Source organism: Amorphus suaedae (genome assembly GCF_053629675.1).
This window is the reverse complement of record NZ_JBRJIT010000002.1, coordinates 1308998-1329719: the sequence shown is the minus strand read 5'-3', so window position 1 is coordinate 1329719 and position 20722 is coordinate 1308998. Positions and strand designations below refer to the sequence as shown.

Genomic DNA, 20722 nt, shown 5'->3' with positions numbered 1-20722 from the left:
TTAGTTCACATAGTCAACGATCTAGTCGCCATCGTGACAAATTCGCGCAGCCCCGTTCACACGTCCTCGACGGCGCCGCGGCGGCGCACCCTGAGCGCCGAGACCAGCCCCCAGACCAGCAGCAGCAGCGCCAGCGTCATCACCACCGCGCTGATCGGGCGCTCGAAGAAGGTGAGGAAATCGCCGCGCGAGAGCAGCATGGCGCGGCGGAAGTGCTCCTCCATCATCGGGCCGAGCACGAAGCCCAGGAGCAGCGGCGCCGCCGGAAAGCGCAGCAGCCGCATCAGGTAGCCCAGCAGCCCGAAGGCCAGCACCACCCACACGTCGAAGGCGCTGGAGTTCACGCTGTACGTCCCGATGCAGATGAACATCAGGATCGCCGGCACCAGCAGCCGGTAGGGCACCAGCAGCAGCCGCACCCACAGCCCGATCATCGGGATGTTGAGCACCAGCAGCAGGATGTTGCCGACCCAGAAGCTCATCACCAGCCCCCAGAACAGCTCCGGCTGGTCGGTCATCAGCGTCGGCCCCGGCGCGATGCCGTTGATGGTGAGTGCCCCCAGCATCAGCGCCATCGTCGCGCTGCCGGGAATGCCCAGCGCCAGCGTCGGGATGAACGCCGTCTGGTCGGCGGCGTTGTTGGCGGCTTCCGGCGCCACCACGCCCTCGATCGCGCCGTTGCCGAAGCGCCCGGGCTCGCGGGAGATCCGCTTTTCCAGCGCGTACGACATGAAGGAGGCGATCGACGGCCCGGTGCCGGGCAGCGTCCCGAAGAACGAGCCGATGCCGGTGCCGCGCAGGATCGGCCGCCACGAGCGGGCGAGATCGTCGCGCGTCGGTCGCATCGCCCGAAAGGTCACGCTGGACCGGTCGATGGACCGCCCGCCGATCGTCCGGGCGCTGACGATCACCTCGGAAACGCCGAACATGCCCATCGCCAGCGCGATCAGGCTGATGCCGTTGGCGAGCTCCAGGAAGCCGAAGTCGAACCGCGTCTCGCCGCTGTAGATGTCGATGCCGACGGTGCCGAAGACGATGCCGAGCACCACCATCGCCAGCCCCTTGGCGGCCGACCCGTCGGTGACGGCGGAGGCGGCGACCAGCCCCAGAACCATCAGCGAGAAATACTCCGCCGAGCCGAACTGCAGCGCGTAGCGGGCGATCGCCGGAGCGAAGATCATCAGGATGACGATCGAGATCGAGCCGCCGACGAACGACGCCACCGTGGTCATCAGCAGCGCCACGCCGCCCCTGCCCTGGCGCGACATCGGATGGCCGTCGAGGCAGGTGACCGCGCTGGACGTGGTGCCCGGGATGTTGAGCAGGATCGCCGCCGTGCTGCCGCCGTAGGCGGTGCCGTACCAGATGCCGGCGAGCATGATCAGCGCCGTCGTCGGGCCGAAATGGAAGGTCAGCGGCAGGAGCATCGAGATCGCCGTCAGCGGGCCGATGCCGGGCAGCACGCCGATCAGCGTGCCGAGGAACACGCCGACGAAGCAGTAGAACAGGTTCGCCGGCTCGAAGGCGGTCTCGATGCCGATGGCGAGGTTGGCGAGAATGTCCATCAGAGTGGCCACCCGATGAGGGTGAGCGGCAGGTTCAGCGCCACCACGAACAGGAGGTAGGCGACGGCGCAGAGCACCGCGGCCACCAGCGGGATCTGCCAGAGCCGCGGCTGCGGCACGGCGAACGACGCGACGGCGACCAGCAGGACCACCGCCGGGATCAGGCCGAGCGGATCGATGGCGAGCGCGAAGGCGGCGATGCCCGCCACCACCGGGAAGGCGGCGCGCAGGTGCAGTTCGCTCGGGCCGCTGGAGGCCCGGAACACGGCGGGCCCGCCGACCACGGCGCCGAGGATCGCCAGCAGCACGCCCGCGCCCATGGGAAACATGCCCGGCCCCATCCGCCGGACCGTTCCGATGTCGTAGTGGCCGAAGGCGTAGAGCGCGACGAAGACGCCGCCGGCGACGAGCAACCCGCCGCCCAGGATATCCTGCCAGTCCCGGGTCATGCCCCCTCCCCGTATCCCTTCACGCCGTCATCCCGACGGGCAGCGCGGCGAGCGCCGCCACCACCTCGGAGGGCGAGCGGCAGACGCGCGCGCCGGCCGCCTCGAGGCGCGCCATCTTCGCGGCCGCCGTCTCCGTCGCGCCGCCGACCAGCGCCCCCGCGTGACCAAGCCGGCGCCCCTCGGGCGCGCTGCGGCCGGCGATCAGGACGACGACCGGCTTGGAGATATCCGCCAGGGCGTCGGCGAGCTCCGCCTCCTTGCCCCCGCCGATCTCGCCGATCACCACCACGGCGTCGGTATCCGGATCGGCCTCGAAGGCCCGGACGTACTCGGCCGGCCGGCGCCCGATGATGCTGTCCCCGCCCATCGAAACGGCCGTGCTCTGGCCGATGCCGGCCGCACTCAGCGTCCGCAGCATCAGGAGCGACAGGGTGCCGCTGCGCGACACCAGGCCCACCCGGCCCGGCCGGCCAAACGCCGGCGGAAGCCCGCAGAGCATGCCGATGCCGGGCGACAGCAGCCCGAGCGAATTGGGACCGACGACCCACAGCCCGGCGTCGCGGGCGCGCGCCAGCGCCGCGGCGACATCGTGCACCGGGGCGTATTCCGCCGCCGCGACCGCGAGCGACAGGCCGGCCTCGGCCGCCTCGACGATGGCGTCGGCGACGGCGAACGGCGGCGAATAGATGACCGAGACGTCCGCCCCGGTGGCTGCCCGCGCCTCGGCGACGGTGTCGAACAGCGTCATGCCGTGCGCCACGGTCCCGCCGTGGCCGGGCGCCACGCCGCCGACGATCCGCGTCCCCGCGTCGCGCATCAGCGGGATCATCCCGCGGGCATAGGCCGAATGGGCGTTCTGGACGATCACGCGGCTGTCGCGCTGAAGCAGGATCGCCATCAGACCGCCTCCGCAAGGCGGCCTGCGGCCCGGTCGGCCGCCATCACCGCGATCAGCGCCTCGGGGTCTTCCTCGGCCGGATAGCCGGCCTCGCGGATCCGTCGCCGCGCCTCCGCCGCCGTCATGGTCCGCTCGGCGACGAAGCTGGCGCTGAGACCGAAATAGAACGGTTTCGGCGGCGGCGAGGCCGCCAGCCGGGAGAGCAGCGCCTCGACGCGCGGGGCAAGGTCGCGGGTCGACAGCACCTGGTAGAAGACGATCGCAGCGATGTCCGGCGCTTCGGCGCGGCGCCACGCGAGGTCGAGGCGCGCCTCTGTGGTGTCGCCGCGCGCGCCCGCGGCATTCTCGAAGAAGGTCGCGGCCCGGAAGCCGGCGTCGGCGAGCAGGTCGGCGCACATCATCCCGAGCCCGGCCCCGGCCGAGATCAGCACCACGTCGCCCGGCATCTCCACGTACGCGAACCCCTGGTCGCGGGCGCGCCGCTCGTCGGCGGTCAGCGCCGCGTCGGCGAGGCTCTGCGACAGCGCGAAGCGGTCGGCCGGGTGCCGGTGAAGCGCGCTGTCGTCCAGCACGATCTTCGCGTCGAGGGCGATCAGCCGGTCGTGCGGCGTGACGGCCAGCGGGTTGATCTCCACGAGGGTGCAATCCTCCGACACCATCAGGCGATGGAGGTCGGCGGCGACCTGCGCGATGCGCCCGAGCGCGCCGGCGGGCGCCCCGGCCGCGCGCAGGAACGGCACCGTCTCGTGCGCCCGCAGGGGCCGGCCGGGCGGAAGCGGCAGCCGCGACACGCCACCGCCCGCCTCCACGTCGACGCCGCCGTCGCAGGAGAACAGCAGCACCGGCCCGCCCAGCACGTCGTCGATCGCCAGCGCGAGGTAAAGTTCGGCGGCGATGTCGGCGCGCTCCTCCAGCATCACCGCGGCCGGCAGGCCCCGCTCTTCGAGCGCCGCGGCGATGGCCAGCGCCGGGCCGATGTCCCCGGCCTCCGCCATCCGGACGAGGCCGGCCTTGCCGCGCCCGCCGGACAGCACCTGCGCCTTGGCGACGAGCGGCCGGTCCGGCACGGCGGGCGACGCACCATCGAAGCGCATCAGCCGGCCAGGGAGCACCGGCAGACCATGCGCGCGAAGCAGCCCCTTCGCGTCCCACTCACAGAGATCCATGCCCTACTCCGTCACCACGTGCCGCCGGGCCGAAAGCGCCGCGAGCTTTTCCCAGTCGACCAGCTCCGCCAGGGAAGCCGCTTCCGGCGGCAGGAAGCAGCCGTCGGAAAAGGCGATCGGCCGGGCGAGATAGGTGTCGGCGAGACCCTGGTGGAAGCCGAGCTCGGCGGTCGCCAGCACGGGCCCGTCCACCCAGTCCGCCGCCAACCGCATCTGGGTGACGACGCCCGCCGCGCTCTCGCCGAACATGCCGAGGCAGACGTGCCCGGCGGCCCGCGCGGCCGCACCGACCACGCCTTCCGCCTCGCTCAGGCCGATCCGTCCCGGCTTTGCCGCCACGTGGGTCGCCCCCAGTTCGAACCACGCCTCCGCCCCGACGGACGAGGTGCAATGGCGGTCAAGCAGGATCGGCACGGGCGCGCCGGAAAGCCGGTCCCGCCAGCGCGCCAGCGGCTGGATCGGGCACGGGTCCTCCAGGAACGCGAGCCCCGTGTCGGCGGCGATCGCCATCAGCGCATCGAGCGATTCCTCGCCATAGGCACCGTTCGCGTCGCCGGTCAGGAGGACGTCCGGGCCGACAGCGGACCGCACCGCGCCCAGGACCCCGGCATCTTCGTCGAGCCCCTGGCCCAGCTTGACCTTCAGGCTGCGATGGCCCTGCCCGTCCACCGCCTCGCGCGCCGCCTCCGCCATCCGCGCCGGGGCGTCACGCGTCAAAAGCGCGGCCGTAGGTACCGGCCGCAACGGCGTCGTGCGGGCCGCGCCGCCGCGCGCCGCGAACAGGTCCCGGCAGGCGTTGTCGAGCACCGTCGCCAGCGCGCCGACATCGCGGATCGACCGGCCGAGGCGCGCGCCGGCGCCGGCGTCCGGAAACCCCTTGGCGCGGATCGCCGGCCACGCGATCTCGACAATGGCCTTGGCGAGGACGCCGGGTGTCATCCCGTTCCAGGCCGGCTTGCAGACCACCTCCGCCGCTCCCGCAACGCCGTCGTCGCCGACAACGCGCAGGACGAGATAGTCCGCCGACGCCTCGGCGCCGCCGGTGGTCCAGACCACCGGGGCGCGATAGGCGAGCGTGACCTCGAAGACCTCGAGGGCCGCGATCGATGCCGGCAGGGTCATGTGGCCCGCCCCCGCGAGGCGACCGCCTCCGCTACTGCGCGGTCTCCTTGGTCGCCTCGATGATCTTCCGCCAGCCGTCGATGTTCTTGCTGATGCGCTGGACCACCTGCTCGCCGGTGGCGAACTGCGGGGTCACACCCATCTTGCGCAGCGCCTCCTGATAGTCCGGCTCGGCCACCACCTTCTCGATCGCGTCCTGCAGCGTCGCGACGACGTCGTCGGGCGTGTCCTTGTTGACGATGATCACCGATGGCGTCTCGACCATCACCATGTCGATGCCCAGGTCGCCGACCGTCGGCACGTCGGGAAGCACCGCGTCGCGGTCCTCGCTGATGAAGGCGAGGAAGCGCAGCTCGTCCTTGAAGCCGAGATAGTTCGAGGTCGACAGCACGGCCATGTCGATGTGGCCGCCGAGCAGCGCCGCAACCGACGCCGAGGAACCCTGGAACGGAATGTCCACCGCCTCGACGCCCGTCGCCTGCATCAGGCTGGTGCCGTTGACGTGGTGAAAGCCGCCGCGCCCGGTGTGGCCCCAGCTCAGCTCGCCCGGGCGTTCGCGCATCGCCGTCAAAAGGTCGTCCAGGGTCTTGTAGGGGCTCTTGGAGGACACCGCGATCGCCGACGCCAGCTGCGCCATCTGGGCGACGTAGCGCACGTCGGTCTGCGGATCGATCGCCTGCTTCTTGAACAGCGACGTCAGGATGAAGGTGCCGAGCGACTCGTGCGCCAGCGTGTAGCCGTCGGGCCGGCCGGAGACGATCGACTGGGCGGCGACGTAGCCGCCCGCGCCGGTGCGGTTGATCGGCACCACCGGCTGCCCCAGCACCGGCTCCAGCCGGGCGGCGAGCGCACGCGCCACCTGGTCGTTGGCGCCGCCGGCGGAGAACGGGATCAGGAGCTCGATCGGCTTGTCGGGATAGGTCGCCTGGGCGGCCGCGGTGCCGGCCGTGCCGATCGCGGCGACCGCCAGAAGAACGCCCGCGGCGGCCAGCGCCGCGCCACGAACGAGAGTCCGCCTGTTCGGATGGTTCATCGTCTCCCCCTTTTATTGTCACAGGATCATTATTGATGATCATGCTACCAATAAAGGTAACGATGTCAACGAACTCGGTGGCGCCGGTATCGGGTCATTTGGACGGCGGCCCGGGCGCTCACAGCACCTCGGTCTCGAACAGGGTGCGCGGCTCGGGCGTCTGCACGTCGTCCTCGTCGGACACGCCCTTGAGTTCGGAGAGGAATTCCAGCGAGCCGAGCGTCACCTTCTCCATCAGCGCCATCAGCTGCTCGCGCTCCGACTGGTCCAGGTAGGCGAGCATCCGCCGGTTGCGCTCGTGGGAGACGGCCAGCACCTCCGCCGCGATCCGCTTGCCGTCCTCGGTCAGCGTGAGCAGCGTCGAACGCTTGTCGCGCGGGTTGTCCTTGCGGGTGATCAGCCCGCGCGCCTCCAGCGCCGCGGCGGTGCGGCTCATCTGGCTTTTCTGGACGCCGGCCCGCTGGGCCAGCACCTGCAGGGGTGCGGCGCCGAGGAAATCCAGCACCGCGATCGCCCGCCAGTCGTGCATGTTGAGATCGAAGCGCGGCTTGATCGCCAGCAGCGCGATGCGGGTCGACACGCCCGCCAGCCGTTGCAGGTTGTAGGAGAACAGGTCGCGGATATCTCCGTCGACACCGCCGATCCCGTCCTTCGGGCGCGAATCGTCCATACGCCAAAACCCCTCGTTCCAGCCAGTAGCCCGCCATCCTACCGCCAAAGCGCCGGCCGGACGATATGGTTGTAACGCGTCACGAGATCGTTGTCAGTGTGGACAATCGCACCCTGGCGCAACCCGCGGTCGCACGCGGGGATCAGGACGGGCTTTCGGGGCGCGCGAGGGCAGCCCGCAAACCCGCTTGTTTTTCAAAATCCAATTTGCATCATGAAACAGTATACGGATTGGCTTTCCCCATCCGTCGCCCCGCCCACGTGCGGAGTTGGAGCCCGAGCATGCGCAGCGCCGTCCCTGCCGAGACGCCCGCGACCGGGCCGCGAGAGCCGCGGCGGCGGTGATGCGCTCAGGTGGCCAGGCGCGCCTTGCCGGTCTCGCGGGTGGCCGTTTCCTTCGCCCGCTCGGAGAAATAGAGCTTCTCCGCATCGTGGATGAAGACCGTCATCACGGCCCCCACCGCCTCCGGATCGCGGTTGACGAAGCCGTCGGTCAGCTTGGCAAGCCCGGCGATCACGGTGTCCTGGGTGACCGGCAGATAGAGCGTGCCGAGGCGGACCGTCTGCACCTGGTCGGCGAAGCGCGAGATCGTCGAGGCCAGCCGCCAGTTCGGCTCCGCGTCCAGCCAGGTCTGGCGGAACTGCATGTTGGCGAGGCCGAGCTCGTCGGCGTCGCGCACCGCGTAGGCGGTCTTGGCGCGCTCGAACGCCTCGCACAGCGTCGCCTCGGCCTCCGGCGACAGGTGCCGCGCCGCGTTGGCGGCCGCCCGGGGCTCCAGGAGCTTGCGGATCTCGAAGATGTCGGCGACGTCCTTCAGCGACAGCTTCGGCAGCACGAAGCCGCGGGTGGTGCCGACCAGGTAGCCCTCGCTCACCAGCTCCAGCAGCGCCTCGCGCACCGGCATGCGCGACACGCCGAGACGGTTGGCGATGTCCACGTCGACCAGCCGCTCGTCGGACCCGATCTCGCCATGCTGGATGCGGCGCCGGATCGATTCGCGGATCTGCTGCCGCAGGCTGGTCTGCCGTGGCGGCAGCGGTCCGCGCTCCGTCCTGTCCTCAGTCGTCACCCTCAATCTCCCGCGTGCAGCGCACCAATACTACCCCGTCTGGTCCGGGCGCCAAGCCGGCGCGCCGTCTTTCGGCGCTCCCGGAGACAGACGTCGATCGATGGAAGTCGCGCCGGAAGCGTCCGGCTGAGAATCCGAAACCTGGAGAAACATCGATGAGTTGGACATACGAGGTCGCGCTGACCGGCGCAACCGAAGCCGGCGGGCAGCTGGCAAGCTGGCTCGCGTCGGGCCCCTCCGGCGCCATCGCAGCCCTGCCCGGGCTCCGGCATCTGGACGTCTACACCCCCGCCTCCGGCTCCTCCCGCGATCCCTACAACAACGACGTCCACGGGCCGGCGATGCTGCTGATGCTCGCCTTCGAGAGCCAGGAGGCCCTCGCCGAAGCGCTTCGAAGCGGCGCCATCGCCGCGGCGCTCTCCCCGCTCCCGGCCGGCATCGCCGCCTCCGGAGCCGCCTTCGAGCAGCGCCTCTACCCGGTCGGCGACGACCCCGAGCCCGCCCCGCTCGCCGCCCCCTTCTCCTACGTCGTGCGCTACCACCGCCCGGCCGAGGACGAGGCCGCCTTCATCGACAACTACATCGCCACCCACCCCTCCACGCAGGCGCGCCTGCCGGGCATCCGCGCGATCCTCTGCTACCTGCCGGTCGCCGGCCTGCGCGGCGCGGGCGGCCTCGCCGACCCCGACTACCTCGTCGGCAACGAGGTCGCCTTCGACGACATCGACGCCTTCAACGGCGCCATGGCCTCGCCGGTGCGCGAGGAATTGCGCGATCACTACCGGACCTTCCCCAGCTTCAGCGGCGCCAACACCCACTATCCCATGGAGCGCAAACGCTATTTCGGTTGAGCACGGCTGCCGCAGCAGCAGGCAGCCGGTGCATGAAAATTCTTCATTCGGAGGCACTTAAGGCAGTTGCGCGTAAACAGTATACTGTTTACGCTTCAATCGTCGAACGGCCGCTCCGGGGGAGTTTTTTGGGCACCGTCCGGCAATTGCGGGACACCGGTCGGACCCGGTTTCGGTCCGCCGCGTCGCAGGGAGGCTGCGCGGCTCCGGATCGCGCTTTGGGCTTGGTGGCTGGCGGGCACCGCAACCACCCGATGCAACTCGACAATCACATCTAGAGGGGTTCAGATGGCTTTCGAGATCCAACGCCGCACGCTGCTGCAGATGATGGGGATCGGCGCTGCCGGCGCGAGCATGCTCGGCAGCAGCCTCAAGGTCCTCGCCGCCGAGACCGACTCCGTCACCATCGGCTGGCCGAGCGATGTCCCGAGCTGGGACCCGAACCTGCGCTTCTCGCCGGATGCGCAGCCGCTCTTCAAGCAGGTCTTCAGCCAGCCGCTCACCCAGGCACCCGACCTGAAGCTGATCCCCAACCTCATCTCCAAGTGGGAGATGGCCGAGGACGGCCTCAGCCTCGCGATCGAACTCCGCGACGACGTCCTGTTCCACAACGGCGACAAGATGACGACGGCGGACTTCCGATTTACCTTCCTCGAGCGCAAGGAGATCACCAAGCTCCCGCTCGACATCAAGAATTCCTGGCGCAACCTCACCGACGTGGAGATCGAATCTCCCACCAAGGCGGTGATGAAGTTCGCCAAGCCGTCCACGACAGCCCCCCAGTGGCTCGCCTTCCTCGGCAGCTACGTCGTGCCGAAGGCCTACATGGAGAAAGTCGGCGAGGACGAGTTCGCCAAGAAGCCGATCGGCACCGGCCCCTACAAGCTGGTGGACTATCAGCTCAACGCCCGCAGCGTGATGGAGCGCTTCGACGAGTTCTGGGGCCCGAAGCCGGCCATCAAGCGGGTGATCTTCGAGGTCATCAAGGACCCGTCGGCCCGCGGCGCGGCGATCCAGTCGGGCCAGGTCGACCTGACCGTCAACGTGCCGGTCCGCGACATCAAACGCTACGAGAGCGAGGCCGGCCTTACCGGCGAGATCAATCCGATCACCCGCGTCATCCTCGTCCAGTGCCGCGCCGACCAGGGCTTCGCCGACGACAACGTGCGCCTGGCCGCCAACCACGCCATCAACAAGGAGGCGCTCTCGAAGGCCTTCTATGGCGGCGCCGCGGTTCCGCTGGCACTTCCGGTCCCGCCCGGCACCCCGGGCTACGTGGAGGACTTCACCTTCCCCTTCGATCCGGAGAAGGCCAAGGAACTCCTGGCGAAATCCGGCTACGGCCCGGACAAGCCGGCGAAGATCACCTTCGGCACCACCAACGGCCACTTCCCCAGCGACTACGACGTCGCCCGCGCCATCCAGCAGATGTGGAAGGCCGTCGGCATCGACGCCGAGCTGGAGACCATCGAGTACTCCAAGTATTTCGAGCTCAACCGCGGCGGCAAGCTGCCCGACGCGACGCTCTACAGCTGGGACAACGCCACCGGCGATCCGGAGATCTTCGCGGGTTATCTGCTGAACCCGAACATGCCGTTCTCCGCCTTCAAGAAGCCGGAACTCGGCGAGAAGATCGACAAGCTCTTCACCGAGACGAACTACGACAAGCGCATCAAGGGCTACCAGGAGTTCGAGGTGTTCGCGGTCGAGACCGGTGCGACGATCCCCGTCCTGCAGAGCGTCCAGACGCTCGTCCGCAAGAAGGACCTCAGCTACCTCAAGTACGCCAACGGCTGGGTGCTCGCCAACACGATGAAATGGAGCTGACCCCCAGGGTCGCTCCGCCCACCGGTGTCCTCGTAGCCGTCGCGGCGCATGTGCCCCGTTCGACCCCGGTCGTCCGGAGCCGCCGCGATGGCGGGTAAGTCCCAATGATCGCATCCATTCTTCCGCTGATCGGCCGACGCCTTGCTCTGTCGGTGCTGATCCTGCTGATCGTCTCCGTGCTCCTGTTCTTCGTGCTGCATGTGCTGCCGGTCGACCCGGCGGCCATGTCGCTGCCGCCGAACGCGACGCTCGCGGAAATCGAGGACATGCGGCGGGAAATGGGCCTCGACCTGCCGCTGCCCCAGCAATACCTGATCTGGCTCGATCACGTGATCCACGGCGACTTCGGCACCTCGATCCATTTCCGGCGCGGGGTGGTCGGCCTCATCGGCAGCACCCTTCCCGCGACCCTCGAGCTCGCCGTCTTCTCGATGATCATCGCCTCGGTGCTCGGCATCACCGGCGGCCTGTTCCTGTTTCACGTGCGCGGCACCTATGCCGAGCCGGTGGCCGACGTCGGATCGATCATGCTGCTGTCGATCCCCGAGTTCCTCTGGGCGCTGTTCTTCATTCTGATCTTTGGCGTCGCCCTCAACGTGCTGCCATTCACCGGCCGCATCGACTCCAGCATGCAGTTGCCGGGCGGTACCGGCTTCCTGCTGATCGATGCGCTGCTGCACGGCCGCCTCGACATCTTCTGGAGCGCGATCCGGCACATGATCCTGCCCTGCTTCGCGCTGGGCATCGCATTCGCGCCGCCGATCATGCGGGTGCTGCGCTCCAGCCTGCTCGACGTCTACCAGGAGGACTACATCCACCTGGCCCGGCTGCGCGGCCTGTCGGAGCGCCGGATCCTGGTGCGGCACGCCCTGAAGAACGCCATCCTGCCCACCCTCAGCCTGATGGGCGTGCAGTTCGGCTTCCTGTTCGGCGGCACGCTGCTGGTGGAGGTGATCTACTCCTACCCCGGCCTCGGCAACCTGATGGTCGATGCGGTGCGCAACGCCGACCTGCCGATCATCCAGGCGGTCGGGCTCGCCTACTGCGTGGTGGTGCTGGTGATCAACACGGTGGTGGACAGCCTCTACCTCGTGCTCAACCCGAAGCTGAGGGTCCGCTGATGCTCAGGATCCTCCCCCGCTGGATGCGGTCGGCGCGCGTGCTGACCGGCCTGTCGATCGTCTTGGTCATCCTGATCTGCGCGATCTTCGCGCCGGTGCTCGCCCCCTACGATCCCAACCATCAGGACCTCATCGCCATGTTCCTGCCGCCGGCGTGGCTGCCGGGCGGTGATCCGGCGCACCTGCTCGGCACCGACAGCCTCGGGCGCGACGTGCTTTCGCGCCTCATCTACGGGGCCCGCGTCGCCATGCTTGTGGCGGTCCTGGCGTCCTTCGGGGCGATGGTGATCGGCGCGACGCTCGCCTACATCGCCGGCTATTTCGGCGGTCGCGTCGACTCCGTGATCGGGCGCGCGGTGGACGTCTGGATGTCGTTTCCGCCGGTCATCCTCTCGCTCATCCTGATGGTCGGGCTCGGCGTCGGCCTGCGCAACGTCATCCTGGCCATCATCGTGGTCGACTGGACCCGTTTCTGCCGGGTCATTCGCAGCGAGGTGCTGGTGACGGCCCAGCGCGACTACGTCTCGGCGGCGCGCCTCGTCGGCTTCTCCCACTGGCGCACCATCACCCGCGAGATCATTCCGGCGAGCCTGCCCCTGCTGATCACCCTGATCAGCCTGGAAATGGGCATCGCCGTCATCGTCGAGGCGATCCTCTCGTTCGTCGGCCTGTCGGTCAGCGCCGAGACGCCGGCCTGGGGCCAGATGATCGCCGACGCCCGCCAGTACATCTACGATTCCCCATGGGGTCTGTTTTTCCCCATCCTCGCCATCTTCTTCGCGGTGTTCGGCTTCAACATGCTCGGCGACGGCCTGCGCCGGACGCTCGACGTGCGCGTCGCCGTCACCCAGCGGGTCTGACCTCATGGACATGCTGATCGCCAGGGACCTCGCCGTGAGCGCCACCATTTCCGGTGCGCACGTCCCGGTCATCCAGGAGCTGAACTTCTCGCTGCCGGCCGGAAAGATCCTCGGCCTCGTCGGCGAATCCGGCGCCGGCAAGTCGATGATCGGCCGCGCCGTGGCGCAGCTCCTGCCCAACGGCTTCTCCTGCACCCGCGGCGAGCTTCAGTTCGACGGCCAGGACCTCGTGCGCATGCCCGAGGCGAACCGCCGCCAGATGCTCGGGCGCGAGATCGCCTTCGTGCCGCAGGAGCCGCTGTCGGGTCTCAACCCGGTGCTCACCATCGGCCGGCAGATCGACGAGCACCTCGCCCGCCTGAAGGTCGGCAACGCCCGGGTCAGGCGCGAACGCGCCATACATATGCTCGACGAAGTCCACCTGGACCGGCCGGCGGAGCTTCTGGGCAAGTACCCGCACCAGCTCTCCGGCGGCATGTGCCAGCGCGTCCTGATCGCCATGGCCTTCGCCAGCCGGCCGAAGCTGCTGGTCGCCGACGAGCCGACCACCGCCCTCGACGTGACGATCCAGGCCCGCGTGGTCAAGCTCATCGCCGAGATGCAGGAGCGCGACGGCACGGCGGTCATCTTCATCACCCACGACCTGCAGCTCGCCGCCCAGATCTGCGACGACATCATGGTGCTGTATGCCGGACGGCCGGCGGAATACGGGCCGGCGCGCCAGGTGTTCGCGCAGCCCGCGCACCCCTACACGCGCTGCCTCCAGCTCTCCAATCCGGCCATGAGCGGTCCCCGTCGCGGCCTCTATTCGCTGCCCGAGCGGATGCCCGGCCTCAGCACCCTCAAGGACATTTCCGGCTGCCTGTTCGCGCCGCGCTGCCCCAGCGTCGTCGATGCCTGCCTGGAGGCGATGCCGCCGTTCGTGACCGTCGCCGAGCGTCAGGTCGCCGCCTGCATCCGCAGCGAGACCACCGCCGCGATCGCCCCGCCGCCGCCCGCGCCGGTGGAGACGCCGGAGTTCGGCACGCCGCTGCTCACCGCGACGGGCCTCTCCAAGACGTTCGTCACCAACGGCGGCCTGTTTCGGCGCAGCACGGTCGACGCCGTCAAGGAGATGAGCTTCGCCCTGCACCGCAACGAGTTCATCGGCATCGTCGGCGAGAGCGGCAGCGGCAAGAGCACCGTCGCCCGGATGCTGTGCGGGCTGGAGCGTCCGAGCGACGGCTCGCTGGTCATCGAGGGGCGCGAGGTCGCCGACTTCACAACCGCCTCCCGGGCCCACCAGCGCGGCCACGTGCAGATGGTGTTCCAGGATCCGCAGTCGGCGCTCAATCCGCGGCGACGGGTCGGCAGCATCGTCACCCAGGCCATGGAAGCGGCCGGCGAGCGCGACTGGAAGACGCGCCTCGCGCGGGCCGAAGCGCTCCTCCTGGAGATCGGCCTGCCGCCGGAGGCGGCGACACGCTTTCCGACCCAGCTTTCCGGCGGCCAGCGCCAGCGCGTGAACATCGCCCGGGCGCTCTGCGTCGCGCCGAACATCCTGGTCGCCGACGAGATCGTGTCAGGCCTGGACGTGTCGGTGCAGGCCCAGCTCCTGAACCTGCTGCTGGCGCTCCGGCGTCAGCGCGGCTTCTCGATGCTGCTGATCTCCCACGACCTGTCGGTGGTCCGCTACCTCTGCGACCGGGTCCTGGTCATGTACCGGGGCGAGGCCGTCGAGAGCGGCGTGACGGAGGAGGTCTTCAGCGCCCCCGCCCATCCCTACACCCGCACGCTGCTCGCCGCCGTGCCACCGGACGACCCGACCGCCGTCTGGACACCCCAGGCCGAGACCGGGGACCGCGCGGCGGACAGGATCGGGATCGGGGCGTGACGTCGTCAGGTCACCCGGAGGCCCGCCTCGCGCAGCAGCGGAAGCACCGTCTCGTTGAAGTACGGCAGCTCGTCCTTGTAGTTGACGAACGACAGGGCGGTGCCGGCGAAGCCGACCTCGCTCATCTTCGCCATTTCCGAGGCGATGTGCTCGGGGGTGCCGACCAGCGGGTATCCGCCGCCGCCGCCGACGAAGCGCTTGCGGTGCAGCCGGTAGGCCTCTTCGTCGTGGGACCCGGAGAATTTCTGCTTCTGCGCCATGTAGTGGTCGACGCTGGCGGTATCCTCCATCGTCACGGCGTAGTGCTCGAAATAGTCCTCCGCCTCGGCCTGGCTCGGCCGGCAGACCACCGCGCAGGTGGTGAAGACGCCGACCTCGCGGCCTTCCGCCGCCCCGCGCTTCGTCATGTCCTCGACGTGGCCGCGGCCCTGCTCGATCTCGGTGAACGTCGTGAACAGGAAGTCGGCCGCCTTGGCGGCGAACTCGCGCCCGGGCGGCGAGAAGGCGGCGTTGAGGGTCACCGGGCGCGGCATCTGGATCGGCCGCGGCTTTCCGGAGACGCCCGTCAGCTTGTAGAATTCCCCGTCATAGTCGAACGGCTCCTCCGACGTGTAGATCCGCCGCACGATTTCGAACCATTCGAGCCCCTGGTCGTAGCGGTTGTCGATCATCGGCAGGCCGAACATGCCGAACTCCTCCGGGTTCCAGCCGCAGACGATGTTGAGCCCGGCCCGGCCGTTGGAGATGTGGTCGACGGTCGTCAGCGCCTTGGCGGCGAAGACCGGGTGCACCATCGGCACGTGCACCGTCGAGAACACCGCGATGTTCTCGGTCGCGGCCGCCAGCCCGGCCGCGAAGGTGAAGGTCTCGAAGCTCCACTCGCGGCTGTTGAGCTCGCCCCCGAACCCCTTCCAGCGGGCGATCGGCAGCACGAACTCCAGCCCCGCCCGGTCCGCCATCTGGGTGGCCTCGACGATCTCGGACCACTTGGCGGGCCACCGCTCGGGCACCTTGGTGAGCGCCAGCCCGCCATCGGCGTTCATGGAGAAGACGCCGAGCTTGAACTTGTTCGGCCCGTGCATCGGATTGGTCGGGGTCATGGTGGTACCTGCGCTTGCCGGTGGGGGTCAGTCGGTTGGACCGCAGACGTCGCGGTAGTGGCGTTCGGCGCCCTCGATGAAGGCCTCGGTGACCTCCGCCGCCGCGTCCTCGTCCCGCCGCTCGAAGGCATCGAGGTAGCGCTCGAGGAGCGCGATCACCTCGTCGCGGGCATGCGCATGAACGAGCGTGCTGCGGCGGACGAATCCGGCCTGGTCGTCGAAGCGGAGGATCGAACCGGCGAGGCGCTGGTTCGGAACCCGCTCCACCCAGGCCGCGCGGAAGTCGTAGTTGGCCGCGAGGAACTCGGGGAAGTCACCGTCGGCGTGCGCAGTGCGCGTGCGCAAAAACGCGCGAAAAAGCGCAGCCGTGAGTGCGCGATCGGTGGTGCGCGCGACCCTGCGCGCGGCGGTGGGCTCGAGCAGCCGGCGCATGTCGAAGATCTCGGCCATGTCCTGCAGCGTCGGCATGACGACCTGGAAGCCGTTGCCGCCGCTTTCGAGCAGCCCGTCGGCCGTCAGCCGGGACAGCGCCTCGCGCACCGGCGACCGCGAAACCGACAATTCCTGGGCCAGCGCCGACTCCACGAGCCGCTCGCCTGGCGCAAAGGTCCCCGCCCGCAGCTGGAACCGCACCCGCAGATAGATCTGATCCGCAAGGGCGGGTGCGCGCCGCAGTTCCGCAAGAGCTGGGGAAGCCATGGTCGGGCCGATCCGATAGTGGTTGCACCGTCGACTGTCGACAGTATACTTTTTGGGATATTACCGGCTGGCGGCGGCGCGTCAAGCAGCCGTCCGGCACGGTTCGGAACCCAAACCAGACGCATGGACGAGGCTCGGCTGTGACGGATCAAGGGCCAGGACTGGGCGGGCAGGCCATCGACGCCAGGACCTTCTGGAAGGCGCTGGGGGTAAAGCCGTCGGCCGTTGCAGTGGTGACGGCGCAGGGCGCCGACGGTCCGAGCGGCTTCCTCGCCCTGTCGGTGGCCCATCTCGCCGCCGACCCGCCCACCCTCACGGTCGGCATCGACCTGCGAACCTCGACGCTTGCGGCCATTCGCGACGCGGGCCACTTCGCGGTGAACTACCTGAAGAAGGGCGACGCGGCGCTGGCGGACACCTTCGGCGGCAGGACCGATGTGCATGGCGCCGACCGTTTCGAGGCCGGCCGCTGGGCGACCATGGCCACGGGAGCGCCCGTCCTCGCCGATGCCGTCGGCGTCTTCGACTGCACCCTGGAGGAAACCATCGAGCGCCACGGCGCCGTCATCGCCATCGGTCGTCTGGTCGACTATGCGGGCCGCGACGGGGACCCGCTCCTGTTCTTTCGGGGCAGCTACCAGTGACGCCCGAAACCGAGCTCTTCAAACACGGCATGCGGCGCCTCGCGGCGGGCGTGTCCATCGTGACCACCCACGACGCCCACGCGCGCCACGGCATGGTCGCCACGTCGGTCTGCTCGGTCTCGGCCGATCCGCCGGCCCTCCTCGTCTGCGTGAACCGCTCCGCCTCCTGCCACGCCGCGATCCGCACGGCAGGCTTCTTCTGCGTCAATCTGCTGGCCAGCTCCGACGCCGCGCTGGCCCGCCGGTTCAGCACACCGATCGACCGCGACTCCCGGTTCGAGGGCCGCGAGTGGACGACACTTGCGACCGGTGCGCCCGCCCTGGTCGACGCGCTGGCGAGCTTCGACTGCGAGATCAGGGAGACGCTTGACGTGGAGTCCCACACGATCTTCGTCGGCCGTGTGAAGGCGATCGAGCTCTGGCGGGGCGACGTCAATCCGCTCGTCTATGTGGACGGCCGGTTCGATGAACTGGAAGGGTGCCGGGTGAAGGACGCATGCGCATGACCGCATTTCCGGCCGGACCGCGCCCATGAGCAGCCGGATACCCCGCCGCAGCGCCGGCACGCGCACGGGATACGATGATGTCGCCGTCTGCGTTCCAGTGACCGTGCCCTACGAGCGCTATTCGATCGAAAGTGCCCAATGGTGGATCGGCCGCGCGCTGCACGCCCTCGTCGGCCGCGCCGGACTCGAGCCCGGTGACATCGACGGCCTGTCCGTATCGAGCTTCACCGTCGGCCCCGACACGGCGGTCGGGCTGACCCAGCATTTCGGCCTTTCCCCCCGCTGGCTCGACCACGTGCCGCTCGGCGGGGCGTCCGGCGTCGTGGCGCTCCGTCGCGCCGCGCGGGCGGTCCAGGCCGGAGACGCCGACATCGTCGCCTGCGTGGCCGGGGACACCAATACGGTGGATTCCCACCGCGAGACGCTGGAGCGCTTTTCGCGCTTCGCTCAGGACGCCGTCTATCCCTATGGCGCGGGCGGGGCGAACGCCAGTTTCGCCCTGATCACCCGGAACTACATGAACCGCTTCGGAGCGACCCGGGAGGACTTCGGCAAGATCTGCGTCGCTCAGCGCGACAACGCCCTCTCCTTTCCCCACGCCCTCATGAAGAAGCCGCTCACCCTCGACGCCTACATGAGGGCGCGTCCGATCTCCGACCCCATCCATCTGTTCGACTGCGTGATGCCGTGCGCCGGGGCAGACGCCTTTCTCGTGATGCGAACCGAGACGGCCGCGGCCCTCGGCCTGAAGACCGTTCGGCTCCTCTCCACGATCGAACGCCACAATTCCTTCCCGGACGACCCCATCCAGATCCGCGGCGGCTGGGCAGCGGACATCGACGATTTCTGGGCCATGGCGGGCATTGGGCCCGACGCCGTCGACTTCCTCGAGACCTACGACGACTACCCGGTCATCTCGATGATGCAGTTCGAGGATCTCGGCTTCTGCGCGAAGGGAGAGGGGCCGGCCTTCGTCCGCGATCACGGCCTGACCAACGACGGGAGCTTTCCGCACAACACGTCGGGCGGCCAGCTCTCGGTCGGCCAGGCCGGAGCGGCGGGTGGCTATCTCGGCCTCGTCGAAGCGCTGCGCCAACTGACCGGCGAGGCGTTGGGCGTGCCCGTTCCCAACGCGCGGGTGGGCCTCGTCTCGGGCTTCGGCATCATCAACTACGACCGCGGGCTCGCCTCTGGCGCGGCCCTGCTGGCGAGGGCGTCATGACCGAGCCACTGCAGCGCCCCGGACGCAAGAGCCCGCTCGATCGCACGCGCGCGCCCACCTCGCCGCAAGGGTTGCGCAGCCGCACCGCCCTCGGCCTCGTCTCGGCCGCCGCCCAGGGCCGCTTCGCACTGCAGACATGCACGGACTGCGGTGCGACCGTCTATCCGCCCCGGGACGCGTGTCCGAAGTGCCTGTCGGCCCGCCTGCCGTATCGCGACGCGGACCCGATGGGCACGCTGCTGGCGGAGACCACGATCCGCGTTCCCGCCGACGTCTATTTCCGCGAGCGCGCGCCCTGGCGCACCGGGATCGTCGCCCTCGACGCCGGCCCGATGGTGGTGGCGCACCTGCACGGCGACCTTGCCGAGGGCGCGCGGACGCGCCTCGACCTCAAGCTCGACCGCAGCGGCGCCGCCGTGATGATGGCGATGCCGGAACAGGAGACCCCGAACATGGAGGACGATCCCGCGCTCCGGGAAATGACCTGCCATCCCAAGTTCCGCCGCGTGCTCGTGACCGACGGCCGCAACCCGATCGGCCAGGCGGTGGCGAAGGCGTGCGCGGAAGCCGGCGCAGAAATCGTGTTCGTCGGGATCACCGCACCGTGGAAGCCCTATGCCGGCGAGGATGCCCTGCGCGCGATCGAACGGGTGGCCATCGTCCCGCTGGATGTGGCGGAGTCCGAGTCCGTCGAAGAATGGGCCAAGCAGGACGCCCACCGGGTCGACATCCTCATCAACACCGCCGAGCACACCCGCCCGGGCGGCCTTCTCGACCGGCCGGACCTGACCATGGCGCGCGAGGAGCTGGAAACGCGCTATCTCGGCCTCCTGCGCCTTGCCCAGGCCTTCGGCCCGGTGATGCGGGCTCGCGGCGCCGACGGCGTGAAATCGGCCACTGCCTTCGTCAACATCCTCTCCGCCTATGCGCTGACCAACTGGCCCGCCTACGGCGCGTTCTCGGCGGTCGAGGCAGCCTGCCTGTCCGCCTCCCAGAGCCTGCGCGCCGAGCTGCGCCCGGGCGGGGTGAAGGTCCTCAACGTCTTCACCGGCCCGACCGACACCGAATGGTTCCAGACCGTTCCGCCGCCCAAGGTGGCGCCTGCTGCGATCGCGCGGGCCGTCATCGACGCCCTCGGACGGGGGCTCGAGGACGTCTTCGTCGGCGACGTGGCGATGGACATCCGGGACCGGCTGGCCGCCGATCCGAAGGCGCTGGAACGGGAGCTTGGACAGGAATGAGCGGGACCACCGACATGAGCGCTCCGGATCTCCTCTCGTTCGCCGCCGCGATCGCGTCCGGCGCGATCCGCGTCGTCGACCTCACCGAAACGCTGTCCCCCGACTTCCCCACCATCGTGCTGCCTCCGGAGCTCGGCCAGTGCACCCCGTTCCGGCTCGAGGAGATCTCCCGGTACGACGACCGGGGCGCCATGTGCTACTGGAACAACTTCTCCATGGGCGAGCACTGCGGCACCCATTTCGATGCCCCGATCCATTGGATCTCCGGCCGCGACCTCCCCAACAATTCGGTCGACACCATTCCGCCGGCCCACTTCATGGCGCCAGTCTGCGTGATCGACTGCTCGTCGGAAACGGCCGAAGACCCGGACTTCCTGCTGACCATCCCGCGCGTCGAGGCCTGGGAGGCCGACCATGGCCGCATCGAAGCCGGTCAGTGGGTCTTCCTGCGCACCGACTGGTCGAAGCGCCGCGGGCGGGCCTATGCCAACCTCCGGGAAGACGGCGCCCACACGCCCGGGCCGGACGCAGCGGTCATGAAGTGGCTGGTGGAAGAGCGGGGCATCCGCGGCTTCGGCACCGAGACGATCGGGACCGACGCCGGCCAGGGCCAGCATTTCGTGCCGCCCTTCCCGGCCCATTTCTACCTCCACGGCGCGGGCCGCTACGGGCTCCAGTGCCTCGCCCATCTCGACCAGCTTCCGCCAACCGGTGCCGTGGTCTTCGCCGCGCCCCTGAAGATCAAGCAGGGATCCGGCAGCCCGCTCCGCGTCCTTGCGCTCGTCGCCAACCAGTGAGTGCCCTCA

Annotated in this window: 20 protein-coding genes; 10 read left to right on the top strand and 10 right to left on the bottom strand. The window is 69.4% G+C overall.

The genetic code is table 11. The features are described 5' to 3' along the window. Positions 1 to 56 precede the first annotated feature (56 nt). From AB7M35_RS19930 to AB7M35_RS19895, 8 genes are all read right to left on the bottom strand, one after another. The gene (locus AB7M35_RS19930; RefSeq protein WP_453962173.1) at positions 57 to 1565 is read right to left on the bottom strand and encodes a tripartite tricarboxylate transporter permease; all 1509 of its coding nucleotides are present in this window, start codon (positions 1563 to 1565) and stop codon (positions 57 to 59) included. Next, positions 1565 to 2014: a tripartite tricarboxylate transporter TctB family protein gene (locus AB7M35_RS19925; RefSeq protein ID WP_453962172.1), complete on the bottom strand. Its 450-nt coding sequence runs from the start codon at positions 2012 to 2014 to the stop codon at positions 1565 to 1567. Before AB7M35_RS19925 ends, AB7M35_RS19930 begins: the two co-directional genes overlap by 1 nt. A gap of 19 nt (positions 2015 to 2033) precedes the next feature. After that, positions 2034 to 2912, bottom strand: coding sequence for a succinate--CoA ligase subunit alpha (locus AB7M35_RS19920; protein WP_453962171.1), 879 nt, complete (start codon positions 2910 to 2912; stop codon positions 2034 to 2036). Next, positions 2912 to 4078: an ATP-grasp domain-containing protein gene (locus AB7M35_RS19915; RefSeq protein ID WP_453962170.1), complete on the bottom strand. Its 1167-nt coding sequence runs from the start codon at positions 4076 to 4078 to the stop codon at positions 2912 to 2914. Before AB7M35_RS19915 ends, AB7M35_RS19920 begins: the two co-directional genes overlap by 1 nt. Before the next feature lie 3 nt (positions 4079 to 4081). Continuing rightward, on the bottom strand, positions 4082 to 5200 hold the full coding sequence (locus AB7M35_RS19910; RefSeq protein WP_453962169.1) for an enolase C-terminal domain-like protein: 1119 nt from the start codon (positions 5198 to 5200) through the stop codon (positions 4082 to 4084). Between the two features lie 31 nt (positions 5201 to 5231). Further along, positions 5232 to 6233 carry a tripartite tricarboxylate transporter substrate binding protein gene (locus AB7M35_RS19905; RefSeq protein ID WP_453962168.1) on the bottom strand — a complete coding sequence of 334 codons (1002 nt, stop codon included), beginning with the start codon at positions 6231 to 6233 and terminating at the stop codon, positions 5232 to 5234. A 118-nt stretch (positions 6234 to 6351) separates the two neighbouring features. Further along, positions 6352 to 6903, bottom strand: a complete 552-nt coding sequence (locus AB7M35_RS19900) for a MarR family winged helix-turn-helix transcriptional regulator (RefSeq protein WP_453962167.1) — start codon at positions 6901 to 6903, stop codon at positions 6352 to 6354. Between the two features lie 349 nt (positions 6904 to 7252). Then, positions 7253 to 7972, bottom strand: a complete 720-nt coding sequence (locus AB7M35_RS19895; RefSeq protein ID WP_453962166.1) for a GntR family transcriptional regulator — start codon at positions 7970 to 7972, stop codon at positions 7253 to 7255. A gap of 155 nt (positions 7973 to 8127) precedes the next feature. Between AB7M35_RS19895 and AB7M35_RS19890 the strand changes: the two genes are divergently transcribed. The 5 genes from AB7M35_RS19890 (at position 8128) to AB7M35_RS19870 (ending at position 14504) form a co-directional block, all read left to right on the top strand. Beyond that, entirely contained in the window at positions 8128 to 8823 is a 696-nt protein-coding gene (locus tag AB7M35_RS19890) for a hypothetical protein (protein ID WP_453962165.1), read from the top strand. A 288-nt stretch (positions 8824 to 9111) separates the two neighbouring features. Beyond that, a complete protein-coding gene (locus AB7M35_RS19885; protein WP_453962164.1) occupies positions 9112 to 10650 on the top strand; it encodes an ABC transporter substrate-binding protein in 1539 nt (512 codons plus the stop codon). Positions 10651 to 10754: 104 nt separating this feature from the next. Continuing rightward, the gene (locus AB7M35_RS19880) at positions 10755 to 11771 is read left to right on the top strand and encodes an ABC transporter permease (RefSeq protein WP_453962163.1); all 1017 of its coding nucleotides are present in this window, start codon (positions 10755 to 10757) and stop codon (positions 11769 to 11771) included. After that, positions 11771 to 12631 (top strand): ABC transporter permease, encoded by an 861-nt coding sequence (locus tag AB7M35_RS19875; protein WP_453962162.1) that lies wholly within the window; start codon positions 11771 to 11773, stop codon positions 12629 to 12631. The genes AB7M35_RS19880 and AB7M35_RS19875 overlap by 1 nt, the downstream gene beginning before the upstream one ends. A 4-nt stretch (positions 12632 to 12635) precedes the next feature. Next, on the top strand, positions 12636 to 14504 hold the full coding sequence (locus tag AB7M35_RS19870) for a dipeptide ABC transporter ATP-binding protein (protein WP_453962161.1): 1869 nt from the start codon (positions 12636 to 12638) through the stop codon (positions 14502 to 14504). A 5-nt stretch (positions 14505 to 14509) separates the two neighbouring features. On the opposite strand, the gene AB7M35_RS19865 is transcribed toward AB7M35_RS19870, so the two are convergent. Continuing rightward, a complete protein-coding gene (locus AB7M35_RS19865) occupies positions 14510 to 15604 on the bottom strand; it encodes an LLM class flavin-dependent oxidoreductase (protein WP_453962160.1) in 1095 nt (364 codons plus the stop codon). Between the two features lie 27 nt (positions 15605 to 15631). Then, positions 15632 to 16303 (bottom strand): GntR family transcriptional regulator, encoded by a 672-nt coding sequence (locus AB7M35_RS19860; RefSeq protein ID WP_453962159.1) that lies wholly within the window; start codon positions 16301 to 16303, stop codon positions 15632 to 15634. Between the two features lie 140 nt (positions 16304 to 16443). Between AB7M35_RS19860 and AB7M35_RS19855 the strand changes: the two genes are divergently transcribed. The 5 genes from AB7M35_RS19855 to AB7M35_RS19835 are packed head-to-tail and all read left to right on the top strand — an operon-like array spanning position 16444 to position 20713. After that, the gene (locus tag AB7M35_RS19855) at positions 16444 to 16947 is read left to right on the top strand and encodes a flavin reductase family protein (RefSeq protein ID WP_453962158.1); all 504 of its coding nucleotides are present in this window, start codon (positions 16444 to 16446) and stop codon (positions 16945 to 16947) included. Then, positions 16944 to 17453, top strand: a complete 510-nt coding sequence (locus AB7M35_RS19850; protein ID WP_453962157.1) for a flavin reductase family protein — start codon at positions 16944 to 16946, stop codon at positions 17451 to 17453. Before AB7M35_RS19855 ends, AB7M35_RS19850 begins: the two co-directional genes overlap by 4 nt. Before the next feature lie 25 nt (positions 17454 to 17478). Next, the gene (locus AB7M35_RS19845) at positions 17479 to 18675 is read left to right on the top strand and encodes a thiolase family protein (RefSeq protein ID WP_453962156.1); all 1197 of its coding nucleotides are present in this window, start codon (positions 17479 to 17481) and stop codon (positions 18673 to 18675) included. Continuing rightward, complete coding sequence (locus AB7M35_RS19840; protein WP_453962155.1) at positions 18672 to 19916, top strand: SDR family oxidoreductase; 1245 nt, start codon at positions 18672 to 18674, stop codon at positions 19914 to 19916. The genes AB7M35_RS19845 and AB7M35_RS19840 overlap by 4 nt, the downstream gene beginning before the upstream one ends. After that, positions 19913 to 20713, top strand: coding sequence for a cyclase family protein (locus AB7M35_RS19835; protein WP_453962154.1), 801 nt, complete (start codon positions 19913 to 19915; stop codon positions 20711 to 20713). Before AB7M35_RS19840 ends, AB7M35_RS19835 begins: the two co-directional genes overlap by 4 nt. Positions 20714 to 20722 lie beyond the last annotated feature (9 nt).